Annotated in this window: 13 protein-coding genes; 12 read left to right on the forward strand and 1 reads right to left on the reverse strand. The window is 70.6% G+C overall.

The window, feature by feature from the left end:
* Window positions 1–5: 5 nt before the first annotated feature.
* The 12 genes from ACYVC6_RS16925 to ACYVC6_RS16980 all read left to right on the forward strand — a co-directional run bounded on the left by ACYVC6_RS16925 (window position 6) and on the right by ACYVC6_RS16980 (window position 10,730).
* Window positions 6–263 carry a hypothetical protein gene (locus ACYVC6_RS16925; RefSeq protein ID WP_460715606.1) on the forward strand — a complete coding sequence of 86 codons (258 nt, stop codon included), beginning with the start codon at window positions 6–8 and terminating at the stop codon, window positions 261–263.
* 10 nt (window positions 264–273) lie between these two features.
* Window positions 274–1,806, forward strand: a complete 1,533-nt coding sequence (locus ACYVC6_RS16930) for a hypothetical protein (protein ID WP_460715607.1) — start codon at window positions 274–276, stop codon at window positions 1,804–1,806.
* 65 nt (window positions 1,807–1,871) lie between these two features.
* Window positions 1,872–2,501 carry a hypothetical protein gene (locus ACYVC6_RS16935; protein WP_460715608.1) on the forward strand — a complete coding sequence of 210 codons (630 nt, stop codon included), beginning with the start codon at window positions 1,872–1,874 and terminating at the stop codon, window positions 2,499–2,501.
* Window positions 2,498–3,601, forward strand: coding sequence for a hypothetical protein (locus tag ACYVC6_RS16940; RefSeq protein WP_460715609.1), 1,104 nt, complete (start codon window positions 2,498–2,500; stop codon window positions 3,599–3,601). The genes ACYVC6_RS16935 and ACYVC6_RS16940 overlap by 4 nt, the downstream gene beginning before the upstream one ends.
* Window positions 3,598–4,158, forward strand: a complete 561-nt coding sequence (locus tag ACYVC6_RS16945) for a hypothetical protein (protein WP_460715610.1) — start codon at window positions 3,598–3,600, stop codon at window positions 4,156–4,158. The genes ACYVC6_RS16940 and ACYVC6_RS16945 overlap by 4 nt, the downstream gene beginning before the upstream one ends.
* A 15-nt stretch (window positions 4,159–4,173) precedes the next feature.
* The gene (locus ACYVC6_RS16950) at window positions 4,174–4,998 is read left to right on the forward strand and encodes a PhzF family phenazine biosynthesis protein (RefSeq protein WP_460715611.1); all 825 of its coding nucleotides are present in this window, start codon (window positions 4,174–4,176) and stop codon (window positions 4,996–4,998) included.
* A gap of 54 nt (window positions 4,999–5,052) precedes the next feature.
* Window positions 5,053–5,793 (forward strand): aminoglycoside phosphotransferase family protein, encoded by a 741-nt coding sequence (locus tag ACYVC6_RS16955; RefSeq protein WP_460715612.1) that lies wholly within the window; start codon window positions 5,053–5,055, stop codon window positions 5,791–5,793.
* Window positions 5,794–5,840: 47 nt separating this feature from the next.
* The gene (locus ACYVC6_RS16960) at window positions 5,841–6,650 is read left to right on the forward strand and encodes a thymidylate synthase (protein ID WP_460715613.1); all 810 of its coding nucleotides are present in this window, start codon (window positions 5,841–5,843) and stop codon (window positions 6,648–6,650) included.
* A complete protein-coding gene (locus ACYVC6_RS16965) occupies window positions 6,647–7,105 on the forward strand; it encodes a dihydrofolate reductase (protein ID WP_460715614.1) in 459 nt (152 codons plus the stop codon). The genes ACYVC6_RS16960 and ACYVC6_RS16965 overlap by 4 nt, the downstream gene beginning before the upstream one ends.
* Window positions 7,106–7,194: 89 nt before the next feature.
* Window positions 7,195–8,145 (forward strand): LLM class F420-dependent oxidoreductase, encoded by a 951-nt coding sequence (locus ACYVC6_RS16970; RefSeq protein ID WP_460715615.1) that lies wholly within the window; start codon window positions 7,195–7,197, stop codon window positions 8,143–8,145.
* A complete protein-coding gene (gene dapA / locus ACYVC6_RS16975) occupies window positions 8,142–9,029 on the forward strand; it encodes a 4-hydroxy-tetrahydrodipicolinate synthase (protein ID WP_460715617.1) in 888 nt (295 codons plus the stop codon). Before ACYVC6_RS16970 ends, dapA begins: the two co-directional genes overlap by 4 nt.
* Window positions 9,030–9,050: 21 nt before the next feature.
* Window positions 9,051–10,730 (forward strand): ribonuclease J, encoded by a 1,680-nt coding sequence (locus ACYVC6_RS16980; RefSeq protein ID WP_460715618.1) that lies wholly within the window; start codon window positions 9,051–9,053, stop codon window positions 10,728–10,730.
* A gap of 304 nt (window positions 10,731–11,034) precedes the next feature.
* Here the strand turns inward: ACYVC6_RS16980 and ACYVC6_RS16985 are convergent, their stop codons facing one another.
* Complete coding sequence (locus ACYVC6_RS16985; protein WP_460715619.1) at window positions 11,035–14,175, reverse strand: M4 family metallopeptidase; 3,141 nt, start codon at window positions 14,173–14,175, stop codon at window positions 11,035–11,037.
* Window positions 14,176–14,194 lie beyond the last annotated feature (19 nt).

Here is a 14,194-nt window from a genome sequence, read left to right on the forward strand (position 1 = left end):
CAGCCATGAACCTCCCCGACCAGCCGAGCACCTTCCGTCAGCCCGGGCCTGCCGAACGTCCCTGGTGGTGGCGGCTCGAGGACGCCTCCGGTGCCGAGGTGGAGGTCCCGAGCGCCTACGCCGGCAGGCGCTTCGCCACCCAGGCCGACGCCGAGTCCTGGGTCGGCGAGATCTGGTCCGGCCTGGCCGCCGAGGGTGTGGACGCCGTGACCCTGTTCGAGCAGGAGCGGGCCGTCTACGGCCCCATGTCGCTCCACGCCTAGTCAGCACGCGATGCCGGACGCCCGGTCGGCCGACGAGGGTGACTTCCACCGCTTCGTGGGAGCGCGGTGGCCGGGGCTCGTCCGCACGATGGTCCTGCTCGGCTGCCCCGCCGGGCTCGCCCCCGACGTGGTGACCGACGGTCTGAGCAGGTGCCGCAAGGCCTGGGCCGCGACCGTCGAGAGCGACGACCCCGACGTCGTCGTCCACCGCGCGGTCATCGCCGCCTGGGACGAACGGCGGCGGGGGGCGTGGTGGGAAGGGTTGCGCCCCGCCTCGGAGCGGGACTGGCCGACGCCGGACCTGACGGCACTGGACCGGCTGACGTCCGAGGTGCGCACCGGGCTGGTGCTCCGGCGGTTCGCCGGGCTCGACCGGCACCAGGCGGTTTCGGTCGCGGGGCAGGCGGCCGGCGACGACCTGCCGCCGGGGCCCGACGCCACGGAGCTGCGGGCACTGGGCGAGAACGTGGTGGTGCTGGCCCCGACACCCGACGACCCGGCGGTCGACACGGCTCCCTGGTGGCGGCACCGGCAGGGCAGGGCAGTCGCGGGGCTCGTGGCCCTCGCGCTCGCCCTCGGTGGCTGGGCCTGGCTGGCCCGGCCGGGAACCGAGGACGGTGATCGCCAGCCCGTGGGCCTGTCCACCGTGGCCCCGCAACGCTCTGCCAACTCCGCCGAGGTGGCCTGGTACGCCGACGACGTCCTCCACCTCTCCAACGCGACCTACGTGCTCCCGCCCCTCCGGGACCTCGCCGTCATGGGAGCCGGAGCGGTCTACGGCGACTCCGCCGGCCGCGTCGTCCACCTGGCCGACGACGGCGTGCGCACTTTGCTGGGCACCAAGGACCCGCGTGCCCCGCTTGCCGCCTCCGACTCGCTGGGTTGGGTCGCCTGGGTGGACCCCGCGGGGGCCAACCCGCGGCTCCTCGTCTACGACATCGCTCAGGCCGACATCATCAGCGAGCTGGACCTGCCGCCCAGCACGGCCGGTCCACAGGAGGAGCCGGACACGCATCCGGTCGCCATCGACCAGCAGGCCGTCTACTTCGTGACCTCGGCGGGAGCCCGGGCCTGGCGCCCGACGCGCGACCCGGGCTTCGTCGAGGAGCTAGAGCTGCCGGCTCTGGTCGACGTCTCGTCGGCCAACCGGATGTACCAGATCGACAACCAGCGGATCCGGCTGGACCAGCCGTTCTTCTCCGTGGTGCACGACGTGCCAGGCCGCGGTGGGGAGCTGTCGGCGGACGGTGACTACGCGTTGACGCGCAGCCCCGAGGACGGCTCGGTGCTTGTCTACGACACGCGCAGCGGGGCACGCGTCGACGTGCAGCCCCCCGAGGACCTCACCGTGTCCGATGTCGTCCTGGCACCGGAGGGGGCGATCACCTACCTGACGGTCGACCCCGAGGGGTTCGCCACGCAGGAGGGCAGTGACAGCAACCCGCAGAAGGGCGAGCTGGTCACCTGCCAGCTCGACGACGGCAGCTGCGAGACGCTGGCGTCCTTCGCGGTGGACTCCGAGGCGCCGATCCTGGCCCGCTAGCGGAGGGCCAGCCGAGTTTGATCGTTCGTCGGCAGGGAACGCTGCGCGCACCGAAGGAGGCGAGCATGGCGGTAGGTGAGCCGGTTGAAGACCCGAACCGACCGGGCTACAGGCCTGGGATCGACCCGAGCGACTCCCGCGACCTCGGTTCCGGCAAAGGGTTCGGCGCCGATCTGTTCGCGCTCTACCGAGCCGGGCGCGTGTACTTCCCGGAAAGGGCGATCCAGTTCAGCGAGTGGACGAGCACCGCGCACGACTTCGCCCAGCGCATCGACTACCTCAACTCCAGCGTCGGCAACGAATACGCCCGCACGGTGACCGAGGCGCTGCGCACCGACCTGCACTTCGCACTGCGGCAGACGGCGGTCGCGATGCGGGACGTCGGCGCCGCCATGGTGGCGATCTCGACCGACTACGCCACCACCGACCAGGCGGCCCGCGAGGAGTTCGTGCGGCTGGTCGACAACAACCCCCAGCTCTTCGACCAGCCGACGCCCCACGTGCCACCGCCGCCCGGCAGCGAGGACCCCTACGACACGCCGTACGACGGACCATCGCTCGAGGCGCCCGAGCCGGAACCGTGGTGGCCGGTCTCGTGGCTCGGCGACCAGGTCGACGAGGTCGTGGACGACGTGCTGGACGGGATCGGTGACGTCGGCGACGCGCTCGTCGACCGGCGGGGGCCGGACGGATGACCGGCGCGACGTTCGAACGGGGTGCTTTCGAGTCCACGCTCGACAAGGTCGGCCTGCTGCTCGGTGACCTGTGGGCGGTCGACGAGGCCCTCAAGCTCGCAGACCCGGACCACGTGCGCCAGAGCGGTGGCCCGGTTTCCCCCTACGGACGGGTCGGCGTCGACATCGGCCGTCACCATTCCTTCCGGGCGAGCATCTTCTACACCGCTCCGGAGCAGTCCTCGTCGCCAGGCACGTTCCCCGGCGTCGGCGACCGACACGACGGCGCGCAACAGCTCGTCGACGAGCTCGCCGACCGGGGCCGCGAGTGGGGCTCTTCGGTGGCGGAGTCGATCCGTTCGGCCGTCCAGGACCTCGTGCGTCCCGTGCCCGGCGCCTTCCAGGACGCCGTGGAGACGCTGCGAGGCACGTTGACCAACCCGCTGTCCACGCTCATCGCCGACGACTTCGCACACCTGGCCAGCCATCTCAGCGACTGGGAGGGCGTTGCGGCCGACGAGTTCGCGGACTACTTCTACAACCAGGTCGAGGTGAGCGTCCGCAACCAGGCGTTCGTTGCGGAGTCGGTCTGCGTGGGTCTGGCCGGAAGCAAGGCGATCGTCCATCTCGGACAGCACAGCCTGATGGGCATGGTCCTGAGCGCACATGACGTCCTCGACGACCAGCTCAGGCAGCGTCAGGCCGCGCACGCGGCCACCGGCCCCTCGACCTCCGACTGGCTGCTGATCGGGGCCACCTTCCTGGCCCTCGCCGCGGCGATCCCGACCGGCGGAGGCTCACTGAGCATCGCCACCGCCGGAGTCGCCGCGGCGAGCGCGTCCAGCGCGCTGCTGGAGTTCGCCGCCTCGCAGGTGGAGGACGGCCAGACCGTCACGTTCGAGGCGATCTCGGCGGACGAGGCGATGGGCCAGCTCTTCGACCGCACCACGCAGATCCGTGACCACTGCGCGACGCACTGGACGCAGCTCGCGGACAGCGTGGGCGAGCTGCGCGGCCTCGTGGCCCAGATCGAGGGCGAGCACCTGCTCTATCCCCGGCGCCCGCGGCTCGCCGACGGCGACGTGTCGCCTGGCTCCTTCCATCACGAGAGCGCCTCGTGAGGGGCCGACTGGCGGCCTGGGCCATCGTGGCCACCGGGCTCGCAGCGACAGTGTCGTGCGACGACGAACCGTCCAAGGCCAACCAGCCTGACTCGAGGTGGTCGACGCCGGAACACGGCTTCTGCGACGACGTGACGGAGCGCGCCGGCCTCGTGGAGTGGTCGGTGGAGGAGACGGTGGAGGGGGACGGCGCCGACATCTCGGCGACCTGCGTTCTCACCAGCCCCAGTGGCCGGGTCGACCTGGTGGTCCACTCCGGCGAGCAGGCGCGGGAGCAGTTCGACCACACGCTGAGCGAGCTCGAGGACGGGTTCACAGGTTTCGACGACCCGGTCGCCACCGAGCCGACCGGGTGGTGGTCGGAGGGTCGGCGGTTCGAGGCGGTCGAAGCCGGGTCGGTGCGGCTCACAGACCTGGTCCACGACGGCACCCTCACGCTGCGGCTTCAGCTGGTGGGCACCCCGGCGGAAGGCCCGACCGACGGGCGGCAAGCCGAGGCCCGCAGTGTGGCCGACGCGCTGGACGCCGCCGTCGCTGACGTTCTCGATCCAGGCTGAGGCTACGTTCGCGGCATGCACCGGTTCAGCCAGGTCGACGTGTTCGGCTCAGGTCCGCTGACCGGCAACCCGGTCGCCGTCGTCCACGGCGCCGACGACCTGGACGACGAACGGATGCAGCTGTTCGCCCAGTGGACCAACCTCTCCGAGACGACGTTCCTGCTGCGACCCACGACCGCCGAGGCCGACTACCGGCTGCGGATCTTCACCCCGAGCCGCGAGCTGCCGTTCGCCGGTCACCCGACGCTCGGCAGCGCCCACGCGTGGCTCGAGGCCGGGGGAGTCCCCCGGGGCGAGCGCCTCGTCCAGGAGTGCGGCGCTGGGCTGGTGGAGGTCGAGCGCGGTGAGCTCCTCGCGTTCCAGGCACCGCCGCTGGTCAAGGACGGCCCGGTCGACGAGAGAGACCTGGCCACCGTCTGTGACGCCCTGCGCATCAGCCGCACGGACATCGTCGACACCAAGTGGGTCGACAACGGTCCCGGCTGGGTCGGTGTCCTGCTCAACGACGCGCACGACGTGCTGGAGCTCGAACCCGACACGACCCGGTTCGGTGGCCTCGAGATCGGGGTAGCCGGCCCGTGGCGTGACGGCGGTAGCGATGCCGATGTCGAGATCCGCGCATTCGTCCCTGGCGACGGCATCGGGGAGGACCCCGTCACCGGCAGCCTCAACGCCAGTCTCGGCCAGTGGCTCGCCGGCACGGTCCTCCCGCAGCGGTACGTCGCCGCCCAGGGCACGGCCATCGGCCGGCGTGGACGGGTGCACGTGAGGCGGGACGGGGACAGCGTGTGGGTGGGAGGCGACACCCGAACCACGGTGCGCGGCGAGGTCGACCTCTGAGACCACCCCCTAAACCCGTGGAGACGGGGCAGTGCCCTCGTGACACTGGTGGTCGTGGAGGAGGAGGTCGAAGTCGTGGTCGCTCATCACGAGCGGGCGACGCTCCGCGTCGGCGACGTCTTCTTGAAGATCGACGCCGATCAGTCGCGCACCGACCTCGAGGTTCAGGCGATGACCATCGCTCCGATCCGGACCCCGGAGATCCTGTGGCGGAAGCCGCCCGTGCTCGCGCTCGCCGCCCTCCCCGGGACGGCGCTCGGCCGCCTCGGCGAGCCCTCAGCCGCGTCGCCGACAGCGTGGGCCGCGGCGGGTGCCGCCGTACGGCGGCTGCATGACGCGCCCCTGCCGCCGTGGCCGTCTCGTCGTGGCTCGGACCGCGCCGCAAGCCTGGACGTCGAGTGCGCCTGGCTCGTGGCCCACGACGTTCTTCCTCCCGACTTGGTCATGCGCAACCGCGAGCTCGCCGAGCCTGCGCTCGGACCGTGGACACCGGTCTTCATGCACGGCGACCTGCAGGTCGCCCACGTGTTCGTCGATGGTGACGAGATCACCGGCGTGCTCGACTGGTCCGAGGCGGGTCAGGGCGACGCGATGTACGACCTCGCCAGCCTGACCCTCGGCCACCGAGAACGCCTCAGCGACGTCATCGCCGGCTACGGCTCCGACGTCGACCTCGACGTGATCCGCGGATGGTGGTCGCTGCGCAGCCTGACGGCGATCCGTTGGCTGGTCGAGCACGGCTTCGACCCGGCCGCTCCGGGCTGCGAGATCGACGTGCTGAGGGCGCAGCTCTGAGCGTGGGACGCCGACCGCGGCGTCCCGACGCGACTAGGATCGTCGCCGTGCAGCAGTACCTGGACCTCCTCACCCGCATCCTCGACGAGGGGGTCGAGAAGTCCGATCGCACCGGCACCGGGACCCTGTCGGTCTTCGGCCACCAGATGCGGTTCGACCTGCGCGAGGGCTTCCCGCTGGTCACCACCAAGAAGGTCCACACCCGCTCGGTGTTCGCCGAGCTGCTCTGGTTCCTGCGCGGCGACACCAACGTCAAGTGGCTCCAGGACCGCGGCGTGACGATCTGGGACGAGTGGGCCGACGCCGACGGTGACCTCGGTCCCGTCTACGGCTACCAGTGGCGGTCCTGGCCCACTCCCGATGGTCGGCACGTCGACCAGATCGCCCAGGTCGTCCAGCAGATCCGGGAAAACCCCGACTCCCGCCGCCACATCGTCTCGGCCTGGAACGTCGCCGACATCCCCGACATGGCGCTGGCTCCGTGCCACACGATGTTCCAGTTCTACGTCGCTCCGCAGGAGCACGGGCCGGGCCGGCTGTCCTGCCAGCTCTACCAGCGCTCGGCGGACGTCTTCCTGGGCGTGCCGTTCAACATCGCGTCCTACGCACTGCTCACCCACATGGTCGCCCAGGTGACCGGGCTCGAGGTCGGAGACTTCGTGCACACCCTCGGCGACGCCCACCTCTACGCCAACCACCTCGACCAGGCGCGGCTGCAGCTGACCCGCGACCCCCGGCCGCTGCCGACCCTGTGGCTCGACCCGGCGGTCACCGAGCTCGACGCCTTCGACCTCGAGCACGTCGCGGTCCAGGGATACGACCCGCACCCGGGGATCAAGGCACCCATCGCCGTATGACGGTGACGCTCATCGCGGCGGTCGCCCGCAACGGGGTGATCGGCGCCGAGGGCGGGATCCCGTGGCACCTGCCGGAGGACTTCGCGCACTTCAAGGCCACCACGCTCGGGCACACGTTGCTGATGGGGCGGGCGACGTACGACTCGATCGGGCGGCCGCTCCCCGGCCGCACCACCATCGTGCTGACCCGCGACCGGGACTGGTCGGCCGACGGCGTGCTGGTCGCCCACACGCTCGAGGAGGCGCTGGCCATGACTGAGGGTGATGTGTTCGTCGCTGGGGGAGCGGCCGTCTATGAGGCCGCCCTGCCCTACGCCGACGCCCAGGTGATCAGCGAGATAGACCAAGAACCCGCCGGCGACACCTTCTACCCGGAGTTCGACCGCACAGAGTGGGTCGAGACCGGGCGGGTGCCGCACGACGGGTTCACGGTGGTCACCTGGCGCCGCAGGTGACGCCGGACCGGTGGCTCAGCTGATCAGAGGCATTGCCCACGACGGGCTGCAGGTGTAGGCGCGGGTGGCTGGCTGGCAGGCTGGGAGCCATGGCTGACGAGATGGAGCTCAGGGTCTTCACCGAACCCCAGCAGGGCGCGACGTACGACGACCTCCTCCGGATCGCGCAGGAGGCCGAGCAGCTCGGCTTCGGCGCGTTCTTCCGGTCCGACCACTACCTGGCCATGGGCACCGATGGCGCGCCCGGCCCGAGCGACGCATGGATCACGCTGGCCGGGATTGCCCGTGAGACCACCACGATCCGTCTCGGGACGCTGATGACCAGCGCGACGTTCCGCCACCCGGGGCCGCTGGCGATCACGGTGGCCGGGGTCGACCAGATGAGCGGTGGCCGGGTCGAGCTGGGCATCGGCGCCGGCTGGTACGAGGCCGAGCACACGGCGTACGGCATCCCGTTCCCTGGCACTCGGGAGCGCTTCGACATCCTCGAGGAGCAGCTCGAGGTCATCACCGGTCTCTGGGCGAGCACGGGCGGCTTCACCCACGAGGGGGCGCACTACCGGGTCGTCGACTCGCCCGGGCTGCCGAAACCGACGCAGGAACGGGTTCCGGTGCTGGTCGGTGGCCGTGGTCCGAAGCGCACGCCCGCGCTCGCCGCGCGCTACGCCGACGAGTTCAACCTGCCGTTCGTCCCCTTCGATGCAGGGCTGCCCCAGCTCGACCGGGTCCGGCAGGCGTGCGAGGCGATCGGCCGCGACCCGGGCTCGATGCGTTTCTCGAGCGCACTGGTCCTGTGCGTGGGCGCGGACGAGCAGGAGTTCCGCAGGCGGGCCGAGGCCATCGGCCACGACCCCGACGAGCTGCGCGCCGAGCAGCTCGGCGGCACCGTGCCCGAGGTGGTCGACCGGATCGGCCGCTACGCGGAGTCCGGACAGACCCGGCTCTATCTCCAGACCCTGGACCTCCAGGACCTCGACCACCTGCGCCTCGTGGCCTCGGACGTCATGCCGCAGGTGAATCCCGCTAGCCTGACCTCATGACCTACGCCCCGTTCGGCCGTGTCCTCACGGCGATGGCGACGGCGTTCCGCGACGACGGATCGGTCGACCTCGACGGCACCGCGGCGATCGCGCGCCACCTCGTCGACCACGGTCATGACGGCGTGGTGGTGAGCGGGACGACCGGCGAGAGTCCCACCACGACCGTGCCCGAGGACGGCGAGATCCTGGCCGCGGTTATCGACGCCGTCGGAGACCGGGCGACGGTCGTGGCCGGGGTCGGCACCAACAGCACCGCACACTCCCTTGAGCTCGCGTTGCAGGCCGAGAAGATCGGCGCCGACGGCCTGCTGCTCGTGACGCCCTACTACAACAAGCCCGGCCAGGCCGGCGTCCTCCACCACTTCCGCACCGTCGCCGAGGCGACGGGTGTGCCGGTGATGCTCTACGACGTCCCGGGGCGCACCGGCACGCAGATCTCGCTCGAGACCTACGCCGCGGCCAAGGAGATCGACACCGTGGTGGCGGTCAAGGACGCCGTCGGCGACTTCGCCCGCGGCGTCAAGCTGCGCGAGATGGGCTATGCCGTCTACTCCGGCGATGACGTCTCCAACCTGGCCTGGCTCGCCCACGGCGCCGCCGGCTTCGTCTCCGTGGTGGGCCACGTGGCCGGCGACGACACCCGCGCGATGCTGGAGGCCTTCGAGCGTGGCGACCACGCCGAGGCGCTCGCGATCTTCACCCGGCTCCTGCCGGCGATCGACGCCGTGATGGGCGTGCCCAACTACGGAGCCACCACCGCGAAGGCTGGTCTTCAGCTGCTCGGCGTCCTCGACAACCGCAACGTCCGCGGGCCGCTGGTCCCGCTCGACGACGACGAGGTCGAGGCGCTGCGCATCGGGCTGACCGCCTCCGGGCTCCTCTGACGCACCACGACAAGGACCTAAGTGAGCCATTCCCACCCCGAGCTGTCCGAGCCTGCCCCGCTGGCCAAGGGCGGCCTCCGGGTGACTCCGCTGGGCGGGCTGGGCGACGTCGGCCGCAACATGACGGTGTTCGAGCACGACGGCCGGCTGCTGATCGTCGACTGCGGTGTCCTCTTCCCCGAGGACCACCACCCCGGCGTCGACCTGATCCTCCCGGACTTCGAGTCGATCCGGGACCGGCTCGACAACGTCGAGGCCCTGGTCCTGACCCACGGGCACGAGGACCACATCGGCGCGACGCCCTACCTGCTCCGCGAGCGCCAGGACATCCCGCTCGTCGGCTCCGAGCTCACCCTGGCCCTGCTGGACGGCAAGCTGCGCGAACACCGGCTGAAGGAGACCGTGCACCACGTCGTGCGCGAGGGCGACCGCCTCGCGTTCGGGCCCTTCGACCTGGAGTTCGTCGCGGTCAACCACTCGATCCCCGACGCCCTCGCGGTCGCGATCCGCGCGGGCGGCCAGCTCGTCCTGCACACCGGCGACTTCAAGATGGACCAGCTCCCGCTCGACGGCCGGATCACCGACCTGCGGGCGTTCGCCCGGCTGGGCGAGGAGGGCGTCGACCTCTTCCTCACCGACTCCACCAACGCCGAGACCCCGGGCTTCACGGCGCTGGAGAAGTCGATCACCCCGGTCATCGACCAGGTCTTCCGCGACTCGAAACAGAAGATCGTGGTGGCCTGCTTCGCCTCGCACATCCACCGGGTCCAGCAGATCCTGGACGCGACCGCGGCGCACGGCCGCAAGGCGGCGTACGTCGGCCGGTCGATGGTCCGCAACATGGCCATCGCCCAGGAGCTCGGCTACCTCACGGTGCCACCGGGCGTGCTGATCGACCCCAAGGACCTCGCCAGCCTCCCGCCCGAGCGGCAGGTGCTGATCTCCACCGGGTCCCAGGGCGAGCCCATGAGCGCGCTCAGCCGGATCGCCCAGCGTGACCACCACATCGTGCACATCGAGGAGGGCGACACCGTCCTGCTCGCCTCGAGCCTGATCCCCGGCAACGAGAACGCCGTCTATCGGGTCATCAACGGGCTGGCCCGGTGGGGCGCCCGGGTCGTGCACAAGGGCAACGCCCTGGTGCACGTCAGCGGCCACGCCAGTGCCGGCGAGCTCCTCTACTGCTACAACATCGTCGCCCCGCGCAACGTGCTGCCGGTGCACGGTGAGATCCGGCACCTGCTCGCCAACGGTGCGCTCGCCACGGCGACCGGCGTCGACAACGTGGTGATCGCCGAGGACGGCGTGGTCGTCGACCTCGTGGACGGCGTGGCCAAGATCGCCGGCAAGGTCCCCTGCGGCTACGTCTTCGTCGACGGGAGCTCGGTCGGTGACATCACCGAGTCCGACCTCAAGGACCGACGGATCCTGGGCGAGGAGGGCTTCATCTCCGTGATCGTCGTTGTCGACTCGGTGAGCGGCAAGGTGGCCGCCGGCCCGGAGATCCACGCCCGGGGTTTCGTCGACGTCGACTTCGACGCGATCCGCCAGCCGATCGTCGACGCGCTCGACAAGGCGATCGCCGAGGGCAACAACGACGCCTACCAGCTCCAGCAGACCGTGCGTCGGGTCATCGGCCGCTGGGTGAGCGGCACCCACCGGCGCCGCCCGATGATCATCCCCGTCGTCATCGAGGCCTGACTGGCTGTCTACCCCCGTGAGCTTCGGCCCCGGCCCACGACGGACGCTCCGCTCCGCTCCGCGGAGCTCCGCCGTCCATCGTGCGCGCGGGACCGATCGCGGGGCGCGCTCGCTGCGCTCGCAGATTCAAGCGTCCGTGGCTTCGCGGGGCCGTCCCGGTCAGCACGAACCTTCGTGCGTTGTCGAGCCGCGCTCGCGGGGGTAGACAACCCGTGGGCCGGGGCCGGAACTCGCGGGGGTAGACAGGAGGCCCCGCCGGACCGATGGTCCGACGAGGCCTCCTGACTTCAGGTGCCGCTCAGCGCTACGGCGTGATCGTCACCATCACCTTGTCGCTGCTCTTCTTCACGGTGGCCGAGCCGAGGTACTTCGCCACCATCTTGTACAGGCCGGGCGGGAGGTTGCGCTTGATGATCAGAACGAGCCTGCCCTTGGCGTTGAGCGTGCCCTTGCCGATGCGCTCTCCGTTGGCCAACAGCTTGACCTTGCCCGTCGGCACGACGCCACCCTCGGCCTTGACCCGGATCTTGGCCTTGAAGTCCTCCTTGAACTCGAGGTGCTTCGGCCGGATCCGCAGCTTGGTCGTCGAGTCGACCTTCCCGGCGGGTGGGGCCACACAGTTGCTCACCGTCACGTTGTCGACGTACCAGCCGTCGAGACCACCGCAACCGTCGCGTCCGTAGTCGAACCGGAAGCGCACCTGGTCGCCGCCCTTGACGCCGGCCGCGGCGAGGTCGACGAAGGACGTGCCCCACGTGCTGGTGACGCTGCCGCCATCGGTGCCGGTGAAGCCCGGCTGACCGGCCAGCGGGCTGGTGTTGCCCGGTGCGGCCGCCATCGTGGCGTTGGGCTGGTTGAAGACGTAGGCCGCGGTCGGGATCAGCGTGAACGCACCACCGTTGATGCTGATCTTGACGTTGCCGCCGTCGTAGCCGGCCTCGGTGGCGACATAGTGCTCGAACGTGAGCATCGGGGTCGTCAACGTCGCAGGCATGGCCACCACCGGACTGGTGATGGAGTCACGAGACGAGTAGTCGGTCACCCCGCCGCTGCAGTCACCCTCGCCCGTCCCGACGCCCCTGGCGGTGCCGCCGGCGTGCCCGCCGGGTGCCGTGGAGTCGGCCACCCAAGGCAGGGAGTTGTTGCCGGGGTTGGCGTACTGGACGTCGGTGCCCCAGCCTGCGAGCCCGTCCTCGAAGTCCTCCTTGAAGACGGTGTTGGTGGAGAACCCGGTGCCGCACAGCGACGGCCCACCCGGCTTGAGCAGCGGCTGGAAGTTGCACTGGGTCGGCTCCATGCGCAGCTCGACCGCGGCGATCATCTTCGTCACCTCGGCGCAGTCCGCGGCCTCGATGGTCTCGTCGGGCAGCGGTGCCGGCGCATCCGTGTCCTCCGGGGACCCGGCTGTGCTCAGACCGTTGACGACGTCACCGACGAGGTCGGTGCACGAGGTCTCGAGCGCGTTCGCGTGGTCGACGAAGTCGGTCGTCGGGGTCTGGTAGACCGACTGTGCCCGCCAGTAGATGTGCGCCGCCTTGGTGAGTCCGATCCCGGCGACCGTCTGGCCGTTGAACGTCCCGCCGTCCACCAGCAGTGAGTAGCCGTGGTTGGGCACTCCGGAGTTGCTGTGCACGCCGCCGCCGTCGTCGGTCGCGCAGTAGTACTGCGCGTCCGAGACCTTGCCCGGGTCGCCGTAACAGTTGGGGTGCCACATGTCGCGGATCGCCCCGCCGAAGGCGGTGCTGTCCTCACCCATGAGCCAGCGGTAGGAGTCCTGACGGGTGCCGGCGGCGTCCTTCATGGTGACGTTGACCGGCCCGGGGGAGAGCTCGGACTTGATCAGGTTGCCGTCGCTGAGGCGGATCCGGACCGACGGGATCGTGATCGTGGCGTCGGTGCCGGACATCGGGCTCGGAGGAGCCTCGACGTTGTCGGCCACGAGCACGGCCACGGCACCGGCGTCCTGGGCGTTCTTGACCTTGATGGTGAACGCGCAGGTGCCGCGGTCGACCAGGGCGATGTTGCCGTCGACCTCCGCGCCGTTGGTCAGGGGTTCGCAGGCATCGGTCGTCGACGCTCCTCCGGTGTCGATGCCGAGGACCACGTTGCCGGTGATCCCCGTGCCGTCCAGCTGGGCACCGAACTGCGCGGCTCCGGCCTCGCAGTCCTTGGCGATCTCAGCCGGCGAGTTGATCACGACGACGGGGGTCGCGGGGGAGTGCGTCGAGCACTGGCCGACCGTGCGCGGGGTGTCGATGTTGCCCTCGTCAGCGTCCTGCCGGCCGTTGATCAGGTCGACCGTCTCACCCCAGATGTCGGAGTAGGACTCGTTGAGCGCCCCGGGCTGCCACTGGTAGATGCCGTCCCAGGTGTGCTCGGTGTAGGCGTGTCCCCACTCGTGGGCGACCACGTCGTCGGAGGTCACCCCGTCGCAGTAGTTGGTGGTCACGCCGTTCCAGTTGGCGTTGGGGCAGTCGATGTTGGGATCGTTGTTGACCGTCTTCATCGTGGCGCCCGCACCGTCGTAGGAGTCCCGGCCGAAGGAGTTCATGAAGAGCCAGTAGGACTCACCGGTGCCCTCGACGAGGTCCTGCTGCCCCTGGTTGAGCGTCCCCGGGAAGGCGTCGCCCTCCGCCCAGACGGGCGTCGTGGCCGGGCTGATCTCGTAGAGCTCGCGGTCGAGGGCGTCGTGCACCAGCGAGTAGCGGTTGACGAGCTTGCCCGTGTTGGCGTCGAGGAAGACCATGTCGCGGACGTTGGCTCGGTTGCTCACTTCGACGACGTACGCCAGGACGGCCTTGCCTCGGTCTCCGCGCGGCACACCGTGGCGGTAGACGACCAGGTCGGTCTGCACCGCCTTGATCCCGCTGACGTCGGCGTCGCCGTCGTGCCCGGGCGGGTCGGCCTTGACGGCCGCGACCGCGGCTCGGCCGACCGCAGCTGGGGACAGCCGGGGCGAGACGCTGAGGTCGAGATTGGGTGCCGCATAGCCGTTGACGGCGGTCAGGTTGCCGTCGCGGTCCACGTGGGCACGGAGCATCGCCGCGAACACCGGGACCCCGCGGTAGCGCTGCACGTAGTCGACGGTCCAGCCGAGCTTGTCGGCACTCACCTGCTGGCGCACGAGCTCACCCGGCCGCGCGCCGAACGCACGCGCGTACCTGTCCAGGAAGGCGTCGGCCTTGGCCGCCGCGCTGGCTGCCGAGTCGGCACTCCTGCCCGGCAGCAGATCCGCGTCTGCGCCGCGTGTGGTGATGAAGCCGACCTTGCCGGTCGCAGTCTCGGTCGTGGTGGTGACGGTTCCGTCGGCCCCGTCCTTGATCTGCTGGATCAAGCTCTTGTCGGCCGCGGCGGCCGGCGCCGCGGCTCCGGCCAGCTGTGGTGGCACGGCGGTGATGCCGGCGCCAAGCATGACCAGACAGATTGCGCTCTTGAGCACTCTCACGAAGGTGTCCTATCCCGAG

Source organism: Nocardioides dilutus (assembly GCF_054779555.1).

What these genes read in the sequence shown, in the direction of transcription:
- dapA (WP_460715617.1), top strand. Translation starts at nt 8,142, where the DNA reads ATGACCTACGCCCCGTTCGGCCGTGTCCTCACGGCGATGGCGACGGCG.
- ACYVC6_RS16935 (WP_460715608.1), top strand. Translation starts at nt 1,872, where the DNA reads ATGGCGGTAGGTGAGCCGGTTGAAGACCCGAACCGACCGGGCTACAGG.
- ACYVC6_RS16950 (WP_460715611.1), top strand. Translation starts at nt 4,174, where the DNA reads ATGCACCGGTTCAGCCAGGTCGACGTGTTCGGCTCAGGTCCGCTGACC.
- ACYVC6_RS16940 (WP_460715609.1), top strand. Translation starts at nt 2,498, where the DNA reads ATGACCGGCGCGACGTTCGAACGGGGTGCTTTCGAGTCCACGCTCGAC.
- ACYVC6_RS16930 (WP_460715607.1), top strand. Translation starts at nt 274, where the DNA reads ATGCCGGACGCCCGGTCGGCCGACGAGGGTGACTTCCACCGCTTCGTG.
- ACYVC6_RS16925 (WP_460715606.1), top strand. Translation starts at nt 6, where the DNA reads ATGAACCTCCCCGACCAGCCGAGCACCTTCCGTCAGCCCGGGCCTGCC.
- ACYVC6_RS16965 (WP_460715614.1), top strand. Translation starts at nt 6,647, where the DNA reads ATGACGGTGACGCTCATCGCGGCGGTCGCCCGCAACGGGGTGATCGGC.
- ACYVC6_RS16970 (WP_460715615.1), top strand. Translation starts at nt 7,195, where the DNA reads ATGGCTGACGAGATGGAGCTCAGGGTCTTCACCGAACCCCAGCAGGGC.